At 41.9% G+C, this 20,792-nt stretch carries 16 protein-coding genes; 5 read left to right on the top strand and 11 right to left on the bottom strand.

The window, feature by feature from the left end; genetic code table 11:
- Nucleotides 1-2: 2 nt before the first annotated feature.
- The 6 genes from CTY47_RS11635 to CTY47_RS11610 all read right to left on the bottom strand — a co-directional run bounded on the left by CTY47_RS11635 (nt 3) and on the right by CTY47_RS11610 (nt 7,979).
- A complete protein-coding gene (locus CTY47_RS11635; protein WP_099464960.1) occupies nt 3-1,181 on the bottom strand; it encodes an ABC transporter permease in 1,179 nt (392 codons plus the stop codon).
- A 7-nt stretch (nt 1,182-1,188) separates the two neighbouring features.
- Complete coding sequence (locus CTY47_RS11630) at nt 1,189-2,193, bottom strand: HlyD family secretion protein (RefSeq protein WP_099464959.1); 1,005 nt, start codon at nt 2,191-2,193, stop codon at nt 1,189-1,191.
- Nucleotides 2,194-2,223: 30 nt separating this feature from the next.
- Complete coding sequence (locus tag CTY47_RS11625; RefSeq protein WP_099465267.1) at nt 2,224-3,609, bottom strand: TolC family protein; 1,386 nt, start codon at nt 3,607-3,609, stop codon at nt 2,224-2,226.
- Between the two features lie 98 nt (nt 3,610-3,707).
- A complete protein-coding gene (locus tag CTY47_RS11620) occupies nt 3,708-4,301 on the bottom strand; it encodes a Crp/Fnr family transcriptional regulator (protein WP_099464958.1) in 594 nt (197 codons plus the stop codon).
- Nucleotides 4,302-4,304: 3 nt separating this feature from the next.
- Nucleotides 4,305-5,210 carry a hypothetical protein gene (locus CTY47_RS11615; protein ID WP_099464957.1) on the bottom strand — a complete coding sequence of 302 codons (906 nt, stop codon included), beginning with the start codon at nt 5,208-5,210 and terminating at the stop codon, nt 4,305-4,307.
- A 1,473-nt stretch (nt 5,211-6,683) separates the two neighbouring features.
- A complete protein-coding gene (locus tag CTY47_RS11610; protein WP_099465266.1) occupies nt 6,684-7,979 on the bottom strand; it encodes an MATE family efflux transporter in 1,296 nt (431 codons plus the stop codon).
- Between the two features lie 131 nt (nt 7,980-8,110).
- Here CTY47_RS11610 and guaA (CTY47_RS11605) point away from each other — a divergent pair, with 131 nt between their 5' ends.
- Nucleotides 8,111-9,631, top strand: a complete 1,521-nt coding sequence (guaA, locus tag CTY47_RS11605) for a glutamine-hydrolyzing GMP synthase (protein WP_099464956.1) — start codon at nt 8,111-8,113, stop codon at nt 9,629-9,631.
- 55 nt (nt 9,632-9,686) lie between these two features.
- The gene (guaA, locus tag CTY47_RS11600; RefSeq protein WP_099464955.1) at nt 9,687-10,994 is read left to right on the top strand and encodes a glutamine-hydrolyzing GMP synthase; all 1,308 of its coding nucleotides are present in this window, start codon (nt 9,687-9,689) and stop codon (nt 10,992-10,994) included.
- A 130-nt stretch (nt 10,995-11,124) separates the two neighbouring features.
- Here guaA (CTY47_RS11600) and CTY47_RS11595 read toward each other — a convergent pair whose 3' ends face one another.
- The 5 genes from CTY47_RS11595 to CTY47_RS11575 form a co-directional block, all read right to left on the bottom strand.
- Nucleotides 11,125-11,823, bottom strand: coding sequence for a 16S rRNA (uracil(1498)-N(3))-methyltransferase (locus tag CTY47_RS11595; protein ID WP_099464954.1), 699 nt, complete (start codon nt 11,821-11,823; stop codon nt 11,125-11,127).
- Nucleotides 11,824-11,854: 31 nt separating this feature from the next.
- Nucleotides 11,855-13,171, bottom strand: a complete 1,317-nt coding sequence (locus CTY47_RS11590) for a NupC/NupG family nucleoside CNT transporter (RefSeq protein WP_099464953.1) — start codon at nt 13,169-13,171, stop codon at nt 11,855-11,857.
- The gene (locus CTY47_RS11585; RefSeq protein ID WP_099464952.1) at nt 13,168-13,803 is read right to left on the bottom strand and encodes a bifunctional nuclease family protein; all 636 of its coding nucleotides are present in this window, start codon (nt 13,801-13,803) and stop codon (nt 13,168-13,170) included. The genes CTY47_RS11590 and CTY47_RS11585 overlap by 4 nt, the downstream gene beginning before the upstream one ends.
- Before the next feature lie 379 nt (nt 13,804-14,182).
- The gene (locus CTY47_RS11580) at nt 14,183-14,971 is read right to left on the bottom strand and encodes a M48 family metallopeptidase (protein WP_099464951.1); all 789 of its coding nucleotides are present in this window, start codon (nt 14,969-14,971) and stop codon (nt 14,183-14,185) included.
- A gap of 3 nt (nt 14,972-14,974) precedes the next feature.
- On the bottom strand, nt 14,975-15,904 hold the full coding sequence (locus tag CTY47_RS11575) for a DUF5106 domain-containing protein (RefSeq protein WP_099464950.1): 930 nt from the start codon (nt 15,902-15,904) through the stop codon (nt 14,975-14,977).
- 103 nt (nt 15,905-16,007) lie between these two features.
- Between CTY47_RS11575 and dnaG the strand changes: the two genes are divergently transcribed.
- From dnaG to CTY47_RS11560, 3 genes are read left to right on the top strand one after another with little or no spacing between them, the layout of a single operon-like run.
- The gene (gene dnaG / locus CTY47_RS11570) at nt 16,008-18,119 is read left to right on the top strand and encodes a DNA primase (RefSeq protein ID WP_099464949.1); all 2,112 of its coding nucleotides are present in this window, start codon (nt 16,008-16,010) and stop codon (nt 18,117-18,119) included.
- 15 nt (nt 18,120-18,134) lie between these two features.
- Nucleotides 18,135-19,082, top strand: coding sequence for an ABC transporter ATP-binding protein (locus CTY47_RS11565; protein ID WP_099464948.1), 948 nt, complete (start codon nt 18,135-18,137; stop codon nt 19,080-19,082).
- A complete protein-coding gene (locus tag CTY47_RS11560) occupies nt 19,079-20,398 on the top strand; it encodes an ABC transporter permease (protein ID WP_099464947.1) in 1,320 nt (439 codons plus the stop codon). Before CTY47_RS11565 ends, CTY47_RS11560 begins: the two co-directional genes overlap by 4 nt.
- Nucleotides 20,399-20,792: the final 394 nt, after the last annotated feature.

The following is a 20,792-nucleotide window of genomic DNA, read 5'->3' as shown; positions in this document are numbered from 1 at the left end:
TCTTACGGAATATATTTAAAGTAAAGCAAGGCTCCTTTTAAATTCTTTCCTATCAGAAACGGAAGTATAAGAAAACCAAGCAACCACAAATATTGATCGATCGTATAATACAAATCCCGGCCATTTAAAGCCTGATCTACATAAATAAGAAAGTAATGACGCAAAGGAAACAGATTGCTCAATGCCTGCAATGTTGGGTCCATTCCCAATACAGGAAACGAAAAACCTACAATAGAGAAAGCGATCATACCGAACAAACTGGCAAAACTAAGTCCCAGTCGCAATGTAGGCAATACACCAATCATAAAGATCCCCATCGCCTGTGATGCCAGAACCAACAAAAACAGAGCTGCCAGCATAGGCGTCCAACCACTATGCAAAGGGAAAGCATTGAAACCATATAAAACAGCACAACACATAAAACCAATCAATGTAAATATCAGTGTGTGCGGCAGCAGTTTCCCTATCAAACTTACAGTAAGCGAACCATTCCCCATTTCCAGCCATTTTCGGGATGTAGCATATTTAATCTCTGCCCCGATACTAAATACGGTAACAAGGAATATCATCAACTGCAATATGCCCGGCAATAACGTATTATTAAGATATACGGAATAGTTAAGCCACGGGTTACCAATCGGGTGCGTATCTATCACTATAGGTTGTAATTGTCCCATAATCCGGGCTTCAGTATATCCTTTAGCCTTTCCCATTTGCAGCCCTACAGACGCACCGGCCAACACGGACATCGTCTTCATGTCGCGAAACAATAAAGAAGCAGCTATCAGATAAGTGCCATTTGTATAAAATGACAACTTTGGTTGTTTACCTGTTGTAGCCTTTACTGCAAAATCTTCAGGTATATAAAAGATACCATATATATTCCCTTTCTGCATTTCCCTGCGGGCTTCGGAAAAAGATTGCGTGCGCATTACCACCTTCGTCTGTTCAAAAGCATCTAACTGGCGGATAAGATTACGTGATGTAGCCGATCCGTCCATATCTACTACAGCAACAGGCATATCAGTAGGCAAACCATCTTTCATCAGTGACAGAAAAAACACAATGCAAAGCACAGGTGCAACCAGCATGCAGAAGATATAAATCGGCTTTTCAACCAGCCGATGCATTTCCCGCGCCGCTACGTTACGAATACTATGTAAACACTGCTTTATAGTCATAGTCTGGTTACTTCGATTTCTTTTTCAGGATAACAGACATACCGGGACGAAGGTCGGCCACTGGCTGCGCAGGACGGGCACGAACCTCAAATGTTTTAAAGTCATATTGACCGTTCGTCTTCGTTGCTTTCCAAGCGGCATACGAACCCATATCCTTCATGTAATATACTTTCAATGTTACAGGCTGATTATCGAAAGCAGGAATAAAAGCCTGCAATTCGGAGCCCACTTTTATATCCTTCAACAAATCTTCGCGGATACTGAACGTAACCCACATATCATTCAAATCGGTAATATTCATAATAGGTGCTCCGGTTCCTACCAGCTCTCCTACTTCAGGAAAACGTTCGGAGACTTCACCGTCTATCGGAGATACCAAAGCCGATTCATTCAGATAAGATTCCACTTCGGCAACAGCTCCGCCGGCCTGCTGAACCAATGCCGCAGCCGCTGCTTTATCTTCCTTACGGGCACCTTCTTTTGCCATTTCATATTGCGAACGGGCCGCCTTCTCGGTAGCAACCATCGCTTTATAGTTTGCTTCCACCTCATCCCGTTTCTGCGCAGACATCACACCTTTATCATACAGGTTCTGAATACGGTCGTACGACTTTTTGGCAATCTCTAAACCGGCCTGCGCTTTTTGCCACAACTCATATGCACCCGTCACTTCCTGCGAACGAGCTCCATGTTGCGCTTTTGCACTCTGGGCTTCAGCAGCCTGACGAACGGCTTCTGCCTGTTGCAACTTAGCTTCAACCTCCGGTGTATGCAAGAAAACCAATGTATCGCCAGCCTTTACCCTGTCTCCTTCTCCAAAGCGATAAGAGTCAATACGTCCCGGAACTTTTCCGGAGATACGCACCTGCGTGGCTTCTGCCTGTCCCATAATAATATCATCGGGAGGCGTAAGTAAAAAGAATCCGGCCAAAGCAACCAAACCAACTACTACCAACACGGCAATGAATGCCAGCATCATGTTACTGATCGTAAACTTCTTATCTTCGTTCATCTCTGTATATCGTTTTATATTGTTATTATTCTATTCGTTTGAAGAAAGTTTGCCCAATGCTTTATCCAGATAAACCTTAGTCAGCTTTACATCAATTTGTGCATCAATCAATTCGGAACGGGCAGACACCCAAGCCGTCTGAGCTTCCATCAAGTTAAGAGCAGGGATAACACCTTCTTCGAAGCCATAGTTGGCATGGCGAAGATTTTCATCAGCTTTTTCCATATTGCGTGAAGAAGCTATCAACTTCTTGCCTGCTTCATTTACCTTGTAAACAGACTGATTTACCTGCAATTCTACTTTCTCACGGGCATTTTCCAACTCTAATGCTTTAATATGGGTTTCAGCCCGGGCCGAATTACGTTTGTAAGTACCTTCCCACCAACCAGACAATGGAACTTTTACCATCACCCCTATATTGAACATCCCGGAAAACTCGTTTTTAAAGCCATTATGCAGGTTCGGATTCGTTACAAAATAGTTCGCGGACAAAGCTACGCTAGGCAGCATTTCGGAAAGTACTATCCGTTCCTTCTTCTGGTATATCTTCTTTGCCAGATCAAGGCTTTTCAGTTCAAAGCGATTCATAAAAGCCTCGTTTACATCGGCCGAAGCATCCGGAACAGTAACAGGAAAATCTTCTATATTTTCATCTGCCAGTATTAAAGCCTGCTCTAATGGCAAACCACAAATCCGGGCTAAAAGCATACGCGACAGAGCCAAGCCGTTTTCCACTTTCGTCTGTGCCATTTCCGCCTCATTAAGTTTTACTTTTACAGACAAACCGTCGGCCTCCGTTGCCACACCTTCTGTTATCATAGCAGTGACATCACTATCCATCTTGCGAAGAAGCTGCACATAAGCATCTGCCAGTTTCTTCTTATTTACCAAAGAAATAACCTGCCAGTACGTTTCGTCGGTTTTATAGATTGTTTCCTGCAATTGCAAGTCGTTCATGGAAAGTGCCAGTTGTCTGGCATATTGGGTTATCTGATTGTAAGATACAATCTTCCCTCCCATAAATACGGGTTGTACCAACGATACGCTTCCGACCCATACATTCTGTATGTCAAGATGCTGAAGATCGTTTACACCTCCTACCACTTTATCCACGATAGGCAAATGAGCCAGTTCTCCCAACGAAGAACCGATGGCAGACTGCAAAGCCCCCATATCCAACAGATTCAAATCTTTTTGGTTCCACATATAAGCTCCCATTGCCGAAAGCTGTGGAAAATACTTGGTAAGAGCGGCTTTCTTTTCATTATCCGCCATCTTGATTTTCTCGCCGGAAATACGCAGTTCCTTATTGTTACGAATAGCTAAGTTACGACATTCTTCCAAAGTCAGCACTTGTTGGGAATAGGCTTGGCCAAGCGTCATCAATAGTACCAATAATACAATGATTCGTTTCATCTTCGTTCCGTTTTTCATTCTAACACCCTAATAAGGACAAATATATGAATATCCGGCACAAAAGTACAGGTTTGAATTAAATATAAAATTGAATTAATTCAACAAAAGATACGTTTCTTCAGTTTACAGTACCACGTATTGCTAACCCCCATATATTGGGCTATGTATTTATCGGGCACGCGGTTAATGATCCATTTATAATGATTGTAGAGATACTTTATAAATTCCTCGGCCGTACAAGACTGCCGCACTGCAAACATAGAATAAAGTTTGGCAATAATAGTTAGCATCACATTCTGGTAATAAGAGGCAAACAAGGGATAACGCAGCGACATTTCCTCTATTTGCACGCGTGAGAAACAAAGCAATTCACCATCTTCGATAGCTTTTATCTCAAAATCGGAAGGAGCCTGGGTGAAATAACCTATAGCGGAAAGAAAAGGAAATTCGCTGTCGGCAGCAAATCCGGTAACCGCCTCTTCCCCTTTTTCACTTATATATAGATTAATGAATAAGCCTTTGTTGATAAAATATGCATCCTGGCATAATTCGCCGGTACGAAGAAGGTAGTCGCCTTTTTTTACATTCAGCACTTTAGCCCGGTCTTCCAACTCCTTCACAAAAGCCTTATCCCCTGCCAGAGCTTCGGGTATATCGGCTAACAACCTTGCAAAGGATGCATCGGTTTCCATAAATCAGTCTTTTAGTTCAAAACTTCGGCGTCCTATCAAATTACCGTCTGCAAAAATATCGGCACGGTAAGTACCCGGAGAAAGAAATTCTTCAATATCCCAATACATTGTAACGGCTACTTCTTCACCTTCGTATTCAATCAGCTTTTTCATAGAATAGTTGATGTCTTTTCCCTCAAAAGCAAATACATTCCCGCGGCTCTTTACCAATATATCGTCATCCGGTTTCATAATACGTACATACAGAACCTTCTCTCCCACCGGAGCTGTGATATTCTTCGCAATCTTAAAGTTGACAACAAACTGCTGCATCTTACTTATTTTCTTTGCTAATTTCCCGCGCGAATTCACAGGAGTTACGCTAATATCCGTAGCGTCCAGACGGCTGGCCAGAGTAACACGTTCGGTTAATTTTTCTTTTTCTTTCTTCAAGTTAGCAGCAGTAGAAGTAGCTTGCTGAAACTTCTTCACAACCTCTTTATTTTCTTCTTTCAGCTGGGTATTTTCCTTATGCAGCGAATCGATCTGTGCCACATAGTTCCGCATAATCTTACGTAACGTTTCCAATTCTTTCTTAAGACGCGAAATTTCCTTGGCATTAGTAGCCTTAACAGTGCGTAGCTCTTCCAAAAGACGTTGTACCTTTGCCTGTTCTGTCGATAACAAAGCAACCAGCGAGTCATTGTTTACACTGAATTTATATCCTTCATAGGTCATCGACAACTCATTATACTCGTCTTCAAGAGACTCTTTCTCAAGATCGAATGTCTGCACCAACCCTTCCATTTGTTGCTTCTGGTGAAAAATATAATATCCGGCACCAGCTAAGATAAGAACCAACACAATTACTGCAACAATAAGCAGCGAAAATTTATTTATCTCTTTCGTTTCTCTCTTTTCAGTATCCATACACACATGTATAAATGAACGTGCAAAAGTAGTATTTAATAAGATGTCTATAAAATGATCCGGCAAGGTTTTACATATTTTAATATTATATTAACAAACGTATTTTGCAGCGTTAAAACCGGCAACTTGCATTAAAGCACACCAATGACGCAAACCGGACAAAAAACGGACTCATAGTTATGATTTTGGAAAGTCATAACTATGAGTCTGTAAAACGATAAGGATGAAAATATTTCGGTTGACTACCCTTTCCTGCCTGATTGCCTATCTTATTCAATTTAGTTGCCTACCCAAATACTGTCATACATGGGTCTCAACAAAGGGTCGTTTAAGGGTTCACTTTGTCACCTTCTGTCACTTTCTTCGGGGGGTGTTTCAAAATCCGAAAAATTATCTACAGACATTCCATGTAATCATACAACTTGCTATTGTAGAAAATATTACATCACGCCGATGCGGTTTTTAAACTCCTAAAAACGGTCAATGCAGATTTCATTTTAACACTCCCGCGAACACTTTCCCTAAATGGCTTTAGCCTGGTTTCAATTGCCGTCGGTTTCAACCGACGGATAATAGAGCCTTCATCTTTCAAGGGCTTTAGCCCAATAAGAATGAGATAATCAAAAAGAGCTTTCCAAGAAGAAATTTGGCTAAAGCCAATACAGATATATCCCCTTTTAGTCCGTCCGCTGAAGCAGACGGCAATTGAAACCAGGCTAAAGCCATAAAAGAACAGGCTCTATTGGCCATCCCAAAAGAAAGCTGTGCTTTCTCGTTAGCGGCATCAGCGGCAGGGCGTTAAACGCAGGTAAAAGACACAGCGACGAAACCAGCGGCTGTCTGAGCGTAGCGAGTTCCGCTGGTTCAGCGAAGTCTTTTGCCGAAGTAGCCCGGACGGTGTNGTGCTTTCTCGTTAGCGGCATCAGCGGCAGGGCGTTAAACGCAGGTAAAAGACACAGCGACGAAACCAGCGGCTGTCTGAGCGTAGCGAGTTCCGCTGGTTCAGCGAAGTCTTTTGCCGAAGTAGCCCGGACGGTGCAGCCTTGACCTTTTGGTTACTTTTGGGTCAAGCCAAAAGTGACAGAAACGATTTTGAGCGAAGCTAGTTCCGCTGGTTAAGCAAAGTCTTTTGCCGGAGTAGCCCGGATGGTGTAGCCTTGACCTTTTGGTTACTTTTGGGTCAAGCCAAAAGTGACAGAAACGATTTTGAGCGAAGCGAGTTCCGCTGGTTAAGCGAAGTCTTTTGCCGGAGTAGCCCGGACGGTGTAGCCTTGACCTTTTGGTTACTTTTGGGTCAAGCCAAAAGTAATAAAAAGTGTTCGCGGGAAGCACTAAAGCGTTGCAGATACAATCCTGTGATAATGGAGTAATAATATATGTATCAATTGATTACGCCAGATATTGGATCATTTTGCAATTTTGGAATAAGCCCCGAAGAAAGTGACAGAAGGTGACAAAGTGATAGAGTTTATATTACCGGTTTCCGGGAACAAACCTAAAATACCATCCGGTAAGTAGCAATCCCCGCAAGGATAAATAGATAAGAAAAGCCATCCAAAGTGCATGATTGCCCATGTTTGTCTGAAACACAAAATAGACCAGAAAAAAACCGGCCATAGCCACAAACATAGAATACAACATCGAACGCGTAGCCGTAACGCCAATACATACACCATCCCACAAGAATGCAGCAAAACCGGCAAAAGGGATTGCCAAAACCCAATAAAAATAGGTGTTTGCTTCTTCTATCACGTCTTGATTATTTGTCAATAAAGACAGAAAGCCTTCTCCGCCCATACCATATAATAATGTGAAGAAAAACGCTAAGCCTGTGCCCCAATAAAACAGGGTACGAACAGCACGCCGTAAAGAGGTCATATTACCCGCGCCGGCATAACGTCCGGACAAAGCTTCGCCCGCATAAGCAAAGCCATCCATGATATAAGAAAACAAAGTAAAGAGTTGCATCAACAAGGTATTGACCGCCAACACTACATCACCTTGCTTAACTCCGGTGGAAGTAAAAAAAGTAGTAACTGCAATTAAACACAACGTTCTGAGAAAAATATCTCCGTTGACGGAAAAGAAACGGCGCATGACCCTAAGTTCCAGACTTTGTTTAATACAAATTCTTACCCGTAATTTTTTATAGTAGCGCAACCAAAGCACAAAGGCCATCAAAAGTCCGCCATACTGAGCTAACAGCGTTCCGAATGCCACACCTTCCACCTTCAGGTGAAAGCCAAAAACCAGCACTAAACTAAAAATGATATTCAGTATATTCTGCGTTATAGCTATGAACATCGGAAAACGGGAGTTTTGCATACCAATAAACCATCCTACAAACCCATATAACCCCAACACCGCCGGAGCTCCCCATATACATATACGAAAATAAACGGATGCTAAAGACCTCACCTCCTCGCTGGTGTCTAATAAATAAAAAGCAATCTTCTCTATCGGATATTGAAAGACAAAAAGTAACGCGGCTATAAACAAGCCTACACTAACAGCACGAACCAAAACGCGAACAACCTCATCCAGATCACGCTTTCCATAAGCTTGAGAAGTCAGGCCGCTTGTCCCCATCCGCAGGAAGCCAAAGCTCCAATAAATAATATTAAATAACAGGCCTCCTACGGCAATGGCACCGATATAAGCAGCCGAACCCAAATGTCCTACAATAGTTACATCAATCAAGCCCAACAGAGGCACAGTTATATTGGATATAATAGACGGTATTGCCAGTTGGAGTATCTTCTTATTCATTTTATTCATCGGAACGTTTTGTTTAGAGAGAACAAACATACGTAAATTAACAGAATATTTACATACACATTTTTCTGCTTCCCTAATTTATTACTACCTTTGCACCACTTCAATTAAACATAGACATTTGCATGCACGAGAAAATTATTATTCTTGATTTCGGCTCGCAAACAACACAACTGATCGGGCGCAGAGTCCGGGAGTTGAATATGTATTGCGAGATTGTCCCTTACAACAAGTTCCCGTATGATGCTACCGATGTGAAAGGGGTTATCCTTTCAGGCAGTCCTTATTCTGTTTATGACACCAATGCTTTTAAAACGGACCTGAGCGAGATTCGCGGTAAATATCCGGTATTAGGCATTTGTTACGGAGCTCAATATCTGGCTTATACGTCGGGAGGAAATGTAGAGTCGGCTAATTCGCGCGAATACGGACGCGCTAACCTTTCATATATCAACAGTAAAGATCCGTTACTGGAAGGAATCATCACCGGTTCGCAGATATGGATGTCGCACGGCGATACGATCACCAAACTTCCCGATACCTTCAAGGTAATTGCCAGCACAGACGATGTACAGGCAGCCGCCTACCATGTGGAAGGAGAACAGACCTGGGGCGTACAATTCCACCCGGAAGTATTCCACTCGACCGACGGAACAAAGCTGCTCGATAACTTCCTGAATATATGCGGATGTGCCAAAGACTGGACTCCGGCATCCTTTATCGAATCGACTGTTGCCGAACTGAAGGAACAACTGGGAGATGACAAGGTAATCCTGGCTTTATCCGGTGGCGTAGACAGCTCTGTAACCGCCGTATTACTGAATAAGGCGATCGGTAAAAACCTGACCTGCATTTTCGTAGATCACGGATTGCTCCGCAAGAACGAGTTCGAGAATGTGATGAGAGACTATGAGCACCTGGGTCTGAACGTGATCGGGGTAAATGCAAAAGATAAGTTTTACAGCGAACTGGCCGGTGTATCCGATCCGGAAGCGAAACGTAAGATTATAGGCAAAGGCTTCATCGACGTATTTAATGAAGAAGCCCGCAAACTGAAAGATATTAAATGGCTCGGCCAAGGTACGATTTACCCGGATGTGATCGAATCGTTGTCTATCACCGGAACGGTTATCAAGAGCCACCATAACGTAGGCGGACTGCCGGAAGATATGCACCTGAAATTGGTTGAACCGTTGCGTCTTCTGTTCAAAGATGAAGTACGCCGCATAGGTATGGAAATGGGTATGCAGGCACATCTTATCAAACGCCATCCGTTCCCCGGACCAGGGTTGGGTATCCGCATCCTGGGCGACATCACTCCTGAAAAAGTACGTATCTTGCAGGATGCCGATGCCATCTACATGAACCTGATGCGCGAATGGGGATTGTACGATAAGATATGGCAGGCGGGTGTTATCCTCCTTCCTATTCAGTCTGTTGGTGTTATGGGCGACGAACGTACTTACGAAAACACAGTGGCTTTGCGTGCTGTAACTTCTACAGATGCAATGACGGCCGACTGGGCACAATTGCCTTACGAATTCCTTGCAAAAGTATCGAACGAGATCATCAACAAGGTGAAAGGCGTAAACCGCGTAGTTTACGACATCAGCTCCAAGCCTCCCGCAACAATCGAGTGGGAATAAAGCGGGAATACAGACAGCTAAACGAAACAGATCTACTAATTTAAAGATATAAAAAATGAAGCAGGATATGATTGTCATTCTGGACTTGGGCAGCCACGAGAATACCGTACTGGCCAGAGCCATCCGTGCACTCGGTGTTTACAGCGAGATTTATCCGCACGACATTACGATTGAAGAACTAAAAGCACTTCCGAACGTAAAGGGTATTATCATCAACGGTGGTCCTAACAATGTTATAGACGGTGTAGCTATCGATGTGAATCCGGATATATATAATGCAGGAGTCCCGGTTATGGCAGCCGGACACGACAAAGCATTATGCGCGGTTAAACTAAACCGGTTCACGGATGATATAGAAGCGATCAAGAATGCTGTCAGGCCGTTTGTATTCGACACTTGCAAGGCCGAAACAAACTGGAACATGACCAACTTCGTAAACGACCAGATAGAACTTGTAAGACGCCAGGTAGGCAACCGCAAAGTGTTGCTTGCTTTATCGGGTGGTGTAGACAGCTCGGTTGTTGCAGGGCTGCTGCTGAAAGCTATCGGCGATAATCTGGTTTGTGTACACGTAAATCATGGTTTGATGCGTAAAGGCGAATCGGAAGCTGTCGTAGAATTGTTCAAGAATCAGTTGAAAGCGAACCTGATCTATGTAGACGTTACCGACCGCTTCCTCGGCAAGCTGGAAAACGTAGCCGATCCGGAAGAAAAACGCAAGATTATTGGCGGCGAATTTATCCGCGTTTTCGAAGAGGAAGCCCGCAAACTGGAAGGCATAGACTTCCTGGCACAGGGTACAATCTATCCCGACATTGTAGAAAGCGGAACCAAGACAGCCAAGATGGTTAAATCTCATCACAACGTAGGCGGTCTGCCGGAAGATATGAAGTTTGAACTGGTTGAACCTTTACGCCAGTTATTCAAAGACGAAGTGCGTGCCTGCGGTCTCGAATTGGGATTACCTCACGAGATGGTTTACCGTCAGCCGTTCCCGGGTCCCGGATTAGGCGTTCGTTGTTTGGGAGCTATCACACGCGACCGTCTGGAAGCCGTACGTGAAGCCGACGCTATCTTGCGTGAAGAATTTCAGAATGCCGGACTGGATAAGAAGGTATGGCAATACTTTACCGTTGTACCCGATTTCAAATCGGTTGGTGTACGCGATAACGCCCGTTCATTTGAATGGCCAGTTATCATCCGTGCCGTGAACACGGTGGATGCCATGACTGCCACAATAGAGACCGTTGACTGGCCTATCCTTATGAAGATTACGGATCGTATTCTGAAAGAGGTTAAAAATGTCAATCGTGTCTGCTACGATATGTCACCGAAACCGAATGCAACGATCGAGTGGGAGTAAATAACATTCCCGTTTAAATAATATACCTTTTGCAGCAGAAGGCAAGTCTTCTAAATGCAAAAGGTATATCTTTTTTATATTCACTATACATACATTCTTCTTTCTCAGTCATACTCTGCAGTAGATATGATTATTGATTTAGTATATGAATCGTATGACAAGCAACTAAAGCAGCCGTCTCTGTACGCAGTCTGCTTTCGCCCAGAGAAATCGGTTCAAAACCATTCTTTCGGGCCAGTTCTATTTCTTCAGGACTAAAATCACCTTCGGGACCAATCAGAATAAGGGCATTTTCTCCTGCCCGGTATGTTTTCTTTAAAAGAGGCTTCTCTCCTTCCTCACAATGAGCAATGAATTTGCGGCCGTCAAAAGGAGCAGATATGAATGATTTAAAGTCTGTCATTCCATCCAGTTTCGGCACAATAGCTTTTTGCGACTGCTTCATCGCACTAATCAGAATCTTCTCCAAACGGGCAGGTTTGATCTCTTTTCGTTCCGAGAAACGGCAATTCAGGCAGGTAATCCGGTCGATCCCTATTTCCGTGGCCTTCTCTGCAAACCATTCCATCCGGTCCATATTCTTTGTCGGAGCAACTGCTATATGTAGATTAAAATTCCACAAGGCAGGCTGCTTCCATGTTTCCAGAATATTTACTTCACAATGCTTCGGATGGGCACGACTAATAGCCGCTTTGTAAAAACTGCCTTGTCCGTCAGTCAATAAAATTTCATCTCCTTCTGTCAAGCGAAGCACACGAATACAATGACCTGCCTCTTCTTCAGGCATTTCAAGATTTGTTGCGATATCAGGTGTATAAAAAATCTGCACTGCTAACTAACTATCTGTTATTAACTTATAATTATCCGAGTATCATACCTATAATAGTAGCCGAAAGAACCGATACCAGTGCACCGCCTACCATTGCCAACACACCAATACGTGAGATCACCCCCCGCTTTTCAGGAGCAAGCACTCCCAAACCTCCTAACAATATGCCGATAGATGAGATATTGGCAAAGCCACACAATATATAAGTAGACATCAATACGGATTTCTGGTACATAAATAATCCTGCATCCTTCCATTGTTGCAGCTGGAAATAGGCAACAAACTCGTTTAATATTGTTTTCTGTCCCAATAACGATCCCACTAGCATAACATCCTGACTGGGGACACCTATCAACCACATAAAAGGAGAAGTTATTACCCCCAGTATAAATTGGAAAGTCAATCCTTGTGCTTTGCCATCTGTTATTCTTACAATCCAATCATTCAAACCGGTATAGCGCCCTATTATATCCTCGGTTACATAATTAGCCAATGCCACCAGAGAGATAAAAACCAAAAGCATAGCTGCAATATTCGTCATCAGCTTTACACCGGTTACCGTTCCTGAAGAAATTGCATCCAATATATTAGAATTGCGTCCTTCCTTCTCCAAGCCAACAGCATGGTCTGAGGCTTTTTCTGTTTGCGGACAAAGCATCTTAGCCAATACTATGGAACCGGGGACAGCCATCACAGAAGCAGAAAGCAAGTGTTTGGCAAACATAACTTTTGCCACAGGATCGGTTCCGCCCAACATTCCAATATAGGTTCCCATAACAGAACCTGCAATTGTACCCATTCCGGAAACCATTACCAAAAAGATTTCCGAACGGTTCATTGTGGGCAGATAATTCTTAATCAAGACCGGAGATTCTGTCATTCCCATAAATATATTCCCGGAAGCAACTAATCCTTCCGAACCGGATATATTCATAAAGCGACGCAATACCCAGGAGAATCCGCCAACTACACGCTGGATAATTCCCCAGTGATAAAACATAGATACTAATGCTGAAAAGAATATTACGATCGGCAAAGAATGGAGTAAGAAGCTAAATCCGGCAGCTTTGGAAGCATACGGCCCTAACAAAAAGGTTAATCCTGCATCCGTAAAGTCCATCAGTTTGACAAATATCTTACCAAGACCTTCCAATAATCCTCCGACAAAAGGCACATATAATACAGCTAAAGCAAATATGATCTGCATCAGCAAACCACCGCCTACCAGTTTCCAGTCAATACGTTTACGGTCATAACTCAAACCATACGCTATCGCCAATATCACAATAATACCCAGGATTCCACGCAATAGCGTAATTAATCCAAACCCACCGTGTTCTTCAATCATTTAGAATTGTCCTCCTCTTCACGACGACGCAACTCGTCTTTATACATTTTCGCATATTCGTAATTCTCTTCTGAAATAGCTTCCTCCAGACGTTCCTTTATTTCTTCGATGTCTAATAAAGCAAGCCATTTTTTCAATTGGCTTTCATCATGGATATCTTCCGGCTCCATCTCTTCAAGATCATCATATTCATTCTCCTTTTCATTCACAAACGGGACTTCTTCCAAAACGACTCCGCTCTCACGAACAATCTCTTCAGTCGTATAAATATCGCATTTCACCCGAAGAGCTATAGCAATCGCATCCGAAGTTCTCGAATCCAAACGTACCTGGTTAGTCCCGTCGTCAAATAATAACTCCGAATAAAATACACCGTCTTCAAATTTATAAATAAACACTTCACGCAAATGTATGCCGAAAGCCTGCGCAAATGTAAAGAACAAATCATGGGTAAGAGGGCGTGGAGGTATAATATGCTCCAGGGCAATCGCTATGGATTGTGCCTCGGACGTTCCTACGATAATAGGAATACGACGCGGGCCATCTTCTTCAGCCAATATTAAAGCATAGGCTCCCGATTGTACCTGACTGTTTGTTAGTCCCTGAACTCGTAATTTTATCTTTGCATCCACGTCTGATATGTTTAGAAATCATATATAAAGACAAAAGTAATATTATTTCGTAATTTATTTCTTACTTCAACAAAAGAAAAAGCGGTAAAAATGTAAAGAAACAGATTGTTGTAGCTCTATTTAATATTAAAATGAATATAACTAATTTTCGGGTGAAAGAAATACAAAGAGAAAAGACCTATATAAAAAAGAAAAGGTTATCCGTCACGGACAACCAATCTTCATTGCTAACCTTAAATCTAATACCATGAAAAACACAGTGCAAATATACGCACTTTATGTTATACAACATATATAATCAGGCACAAAACTCTTCGATTTTAGCAATATTTCAACTTATAAATTATTTAACCGGCACCGGTTAACGTCTATTCAATAATTACTTTGAATATTCGTCGGCCTTTGCTTTCATTCTGTCAACACGCTTCTGCGTATCAGGATGACTTGAAAACATCTGACGGAATTTAGATGATTTCTGCTGGCCATCGCTCAACTCCATCAACTTCTTGAGTGCATTGTGCATGCTATATGGATCTTGTCCGTTGTCAACACTGAACTGGAAACCAAAATCGTCTGCTTCGCCTTCCTGTTTCTGAGAATACTGAGCACTAGCAAATGCCTCAGCCAAATCTCCAAGTTGCGAATCTGTCAGTTTTGCAACAGCTCCGTTAACAGAACCTACTGCATTTTTGGCAGCAGAAGTCATGTATGCACTTTTCATTGCATCTTTTGAATCGGTGTGAACGATGTGGCCTATCTCATGACCTATAACAGCCAGCACCTCATTATCATCCATAACATCCATCAAGCCGCCACACACCCGTACGCTTCCGTCGCCACAAGCAAAAGCATTGACATCTATAACATTATAGACCTTGAAATTTAAATCTAAACCGTCTATCTTTTTCAGGTTAGAAGTAATCCGTTCCAAGCGTTGTCCCATCTCTGTATCCGGACCGGCTACTTCATTATGCGTATCCACCCATTGGATATATTCTCTTGCCATTGCTGCAACATCTGCATCCGACAACGTAACTGCATGGGCAACGTCCGACGCTGCATTTACTAATTTCTTCGTATTGATGGACTTTCCACCAATCTTAAACTGGGCAGAAGTTGTCAAACTAACACCTGCCAGGAGAATTAATGAAAATAAAATTGATCTCATAACTTATTGAGTTTGTTGTAATAAATAATCTTCCAGCTGCGGGTACGCACAATCTTTCAAAAGAACTCTCTTGTCTTTATCCAATAAATAAAGAGTCGGTATTGCTTTTAAATCATAAATTTCTTCATTCTTTAAAGATAGGCTATTATCATATGAATTGATCCAGCCTGCCGGCATATAAGAAAGGTGTGCTTTCCAAGCTGTCAAATCTTCATCAGGATAGACAGCAAGGACTTTAAGTTTCTTATTTTTCTCCAGTTCTTTTACTGTTACAGAACTTGTAAGTTGATCCGTAACTTCTTTGCACGCATGACAATCGGGATTATAAAAGAAAAGCAATAAATAATCGGATTTTATTCCGTGCAGAGTACCTGTTTTTCCATTTGCTAATGTATAAGTAAAATCGGTTGCCGATTCTCCGGCTCTATTCTTTAACGCCAGCTCCAATAAATGTTGGGGGCGGATTTTATTTACTTCATCATAGGAAGATGATGCTATTATTGACTGTAAAGCAGGTATGTAAAACTCCTCATTACGCATGGGAGAATTAGGATCATACAAATATTTCTCATATAAACCTGCAAAATAGGCAAACATAGTGCTGTCTGCATCAGCTTTATTCATCATACCTTTAATTGCAGACGCTACTGCCTCCGGCGCAGCATATTTCAAAATATCGATAAAATTAGTAAAGGCCTGCTCCGTGACCTCCGGTAAATGAATATAAGCAGTATCTTTAAAATCAAATTTATCCCAATAATGAACAGACAAATAATCAGCCCGCTGATCAGGCTCGGTAATCATAGAAGGTACTTCAACCATCTGAAAGGTTCGTTCGACAGTTTGTTCTTTTTCGGTATTTTTAGACTGTTGTCCGCTACATGCACTAAATATCAACAACAATGAAAAAACATATAGACTTTTCATAATCACACATTTACAATTCAAGACGCAAAGATAAGGTTTTCTTTTGGAACCGTCTCTTGTTGTACCGGAAATAATCGCTACATTTGTCTTCCTAAATTGAGGATGCAGAATGATAGATCAACCTACTATAGACAGAATACTGGATGCGGCAAATATAGTGGACGTAGTTTCAGAATTTGTCACCCTCCGGAAACGAGGCGTAAACTATGTGGGGTTATGTCCGTTCCACTCCGATAAGTCACCTTCATTTTACGTTTCGCCTTCCAAAAACATATGTAAATGCTTCGCTTGCGGTGAAGGAGGTACTTCCATTCACTTTATCATGAAGCACGAACAACTCAGTTATTTCGATGCTTTACGTTTCCTGGCCAAGAAGTATAACATAGAAATACATGAACGGGAGTTAAGCGACAAGGAAAAGCAAGTCCAAAGCGACCGCGAAAGTATGTTCATTGTTAACAGTTGGGCTCAACAATACTTCTCCACTCAACTTCACGAACATCAGGAAGGAAGAATTGTCGGTCTTCGTTATTTTGCCGAGCGGGGTTTCAGAGACGACATCATCCGAAAATTCCAACTGGGTTACAGCTTGGATCAACGCGACGCTTTATATCAGGCTGCATTAAAAAAGGGATTTAAGAAAGAATACCTGGATAAAACAGGATTAGTCATAGCCTATGACAATGGAAATATACACGACCGTTTCAGAAGCCGCGTTATCTTTCCGGTTCATAGCCTGAGTGGGAAAGTGGTTGCTTTTGGCGGCCGCGTTCTCAAAAAAGATGATAAAACGGCCAAGTACGTCAACTCTCCAGAAAGTGACATATATCATAAGAGCAATGAGCTTTACGGGATCTACTTTGCCAAACAAGCAATTGTAAAACAAGACCGCTGTTTTCTTGTTGAAGGTTATACCGATGTGATATCCATGCACCAGGCCGGAATAGAAAATGTTGTTGCTTCTTCCGGGACAGCACTTACACAGGGGCAAATCAGGCTGATACATCGTTTTACCAATAATATCACCGTACTATATGATGGTGATGCTGCGGGTATTAAGGCCGCTCTAAGGGGGATCGACCTGTTGCTGGAAGACGGTATGAATATAAAAGTGGTGCTTCTTCCTGATGGAGAAGACCCGGATTCATTCGCACGAAAACACAATGCCAGCCAATTTGCCGAATTTATCAAGCAAAACGAGACTGACTTCATTCGCTTTAAAACCCGGCTATTATTGGATGACGCAGGCACAGACCCGATCAAACGATCTGCCTTGATTTCCGATATTATCAAGACAGTTGCCATTATCCCGGACAACATAGCCCGCTCCGTATATATTCGCGAGTGCAGCGCTATGATGGAAATTGATGAACGCGTCTTACTGAATGAAGTCAATAAAATACGGCTAAGTAAAGAAGATAACCGTACAACTTCCCCAACAAGAACAGCAGGCACTTCCGGGAAAGTTTCCGAGCCTTCTCCCACTTATCAGGAGTATGCTGATTTTCCGGGTTACCAACCTTATCAGGAAAATACAGAATCTTTACCGCCCAATAATTATCCTCCCCCAACAGAAGAAGATTATCCTGCAGAAGATGCTGACCCCATTTCTGTTCCACACACAGCCCAACCCTCGCAAACAATAGCTCCAAAGCGTTCGCCATACGAGCCTTATGAGCTGTCATTGCTCCGTTATATTGTACGATATGGAGAACGTATCTTATACGAATATGTGGACGAAGAGACAAACGAAAAAGTAATCCATCACGTAGCAGACTATATACGCTTTGATCTGGAACGTGATGATTTAACATTTTATACGCCCCTTTTCAAAACCATGTTGGATGAAGCTGCCGAACACTGCAAAGACAAAGGGTTCATTGCTAACCGCTATTTTCTGGCTCATCCCAATCCAAACATTAGCAAACTGGCAGCCAACCTGATAAGCGAAAAATATCAGCTCAGCAAATATCACACAAAATATCGTGAGCTGGAACAAGAAGAGGATAAAATAGAACCATTAGTCCTTCGTGAACTGTTTGCCCTGAAAGATGCGTATGTCTTACAACAAATAAAAGAAATACAGGTAAAAATAAAGGAAGCGCAGACACAAGGAAATATGGAACAGGCTGTTGAACTAATAAAACAACTCACCAGACTAAATGAAATTAAAAATGTACTCAGCAAAGAACTGGGTGAACGCATCATACTTAAAATGTAATACAAATCATGGCCTATGAATTTCATTGAAACTGAAGATGTGGTAAAACAATACGCCGGACATCTTGCACTGAATAAAGTAAGCATCCAAGTCCCCGAAGGAAAAATATTCGGATTGCTTGGTCCTAACGGAGCAGGAAAAACCACACTGATCCGCATCATTAACCGAATTACGGCACCGGACAGCGGTAAAATATTATTCAACGGACGCCTTTCATGTCCGGAAGATATTTATCAGATCGGTTATTTACCGGAAGAACGAGGGCTATATAAAAAGATGAAAGTCGGTGAACAGGCAATCTACCTTGCTCAATTAAAAGGCTTATCATACATGGAAGCCCGAAAACGCCTGACACATTGGTTCGAAAAGTTTGACATCATGCCCTGGTGGAACAAAAAACTGGAAGAACTATCTAAGGGCATGCAACAAAAAGTACAGTTTATCACCACTGTAATACATGAGCCTAAACTTCTCATTTTCGACGAGCCATTCAGCGGTTTCGATCCGGTAAACACCGAACGGCTCAAACAGGAAATCCTGGAACTGAAAGAAGCAGGCCATACAATTATCTTTTCAACACATAACATGTCGTCTGTTGAAGAAATATGCGACAACATCGCATTAATTAACCGCTCTCAAGTAGTGTTGTCCGGAAATGTCCGGGATATACGAAACCGGTTCAAAAGCAATACTTACTTATTAAAGGTATATTCGGACGAAATTAAATTTCTCTCGAACGAAATGGAAATTCCTTCCGAATGGAATGCATTTTCTTTCCGGACGAAAGAAAATGACGGCGACATTACCGAACTCTACATTCATAAAGAAAAAGAGATCAGCAATTCCGAACTGCTGACATTGCTGGCCGGCAAATTGGACATTCTTTCCTTTTCAGAAGAAATACCTTCTATGAATGACATATTTATCAACACCGTTTCTGGCTCTAATACGATAAAAGCATGAATAAAATAGGATTAATTGTAAAACGAGAATATCTCCGCCGGGTAAGTAAAAAATCATTCCTGGTTATCACCTTTCTTGCCCCGTTCTTATTTGCCGCATTAGTATTCGTTCCGCTTTGGCTTTCCGGTATCAAAGGTAATGAAGCAAAAAAAGTGGCAATAATAGATGCAACAGGTAAATATGCCCCTCTATTTCAAAACACAGACGAATACATATTCATAAATACAAACGGGAATCTGGATCAGTATCGCTACGACCAAAACAAAGAAATCTTTGCTATTCTAAACATCACCGGCGATCTTTTAGAAAATCCGAATGCAGCTGCACTTTATTCCGAAAAGCAAATCCCTATCGGTCTGAAGCAGGAGATTGATAATATATTGTCTAAGAATTTAAGGGATGAAAAACTTGCATCCTTCAACATTCCTAATCTGAACAAGATTATAGAAGACAGCAAAATTAAATTTGATATCAAGACTGTTAAATGGGATACAGAAGGAAATGAAAAAAGCACATCGGCAGCAGTTGCCTCTATCGTAGGCATGATGCTTACACTTATTATATATATGTTTATCATGTTTTACGGGGCAATGGTAATGCAAGGTGTGATGGAAGAAAAAACAAACCGGATTATAGAAGTTATCATCTCCTCCGTAAAACCTTTCGATCTGATGATGGGGAAAATAATAGGAATCGGTTTTGTAGGATTAACCCAAGTCTTTTTATGGGGTATATTGACAACCGTCCTCGTATCCGGCACACTCTTATTTTTAGGAAGCGGTACAAGTCCTGACGATCTAATGAATGCACAAATGGCAGCACAAAACATAGGAGGAGCCATGACAGTACAGTCTTCAGAGATGCAGACACAGATTCAGGAAGTAATCAACTCCATTAATTTCACGGAAATAGGAGTTTGTTTCGTGCTTTACTTTATAGGCGGATATACGCTGTATGCAGCTCTTTTTGCCGCCATAGGAAGTGCATTGGAGCAACAAGAAGATACACAGCAGTTCATGATGCCTATTATTATATTAATGGTATTCAGCTTGTATGCCGGCGTTTATAGCATGAACAATCCGGACGGTCCATTGGCTGTCTGGTGCTCATTCATACCTTTCACCTCTCCCATCGTTATGATGGTACGTTTACCTTACGACATTCCTATATGGGAAATCCTCGTTTCTGTCGGTTTGTTATTTGCAACTGCTTTATTTATAATTTGGGGATCAAGTAAGATATACAGGGTCGGCATTCTTATGTATGGCAAAAAGCCCAGCCTGAAAGAATTAATAAAATGGACGAGATATAAATAAAAAAACGCCCGCTACTCTTCAAAGAATAGCGGGCTATTAAACTTTTGTTGTTCAACCAAGGCTCGAACTTGGACTAACAGGACCAGAATCTGTTGTGCTACCATTACACCATTGAACAAAATATATTTTTCTATCAACAAAGGCGATGCTATTTATTGTTGTTCAACCAAGGCTCGAACTTGGACTAACAGGACCAGAATCTGTTGTGCTACCATTACACCATTGAACAATAAAGCTTAAATAATGCAACGCTTTCGTTTGCGAGTGCAAAGGTATATACTTTCTCTAATACTGCAAATATTCGACCGAAAAAATTCCCGCAAATAAACATTTTCTTCCAGCCCTTGTTTTCATTTTGAAAAGGTTTATACATATATTATATAAGGAAAAGACG

It is taken from the genome of Parabacteroides provencensis (genome assembly GCF_900232875.1).
In the GTDB taxonomy this organism is placed as follows: domain Bacteria; phylum Bacteroidota; class Bacteroidia; order Bacteroidales; family Tannerellaceae; genus Parabacteroides; species Parabacteroides chinchillae.
Note: the sequence above shows the minus strand (reverse complement) of the source record. Positions and strands in the feature narration are given on the sequence as shown.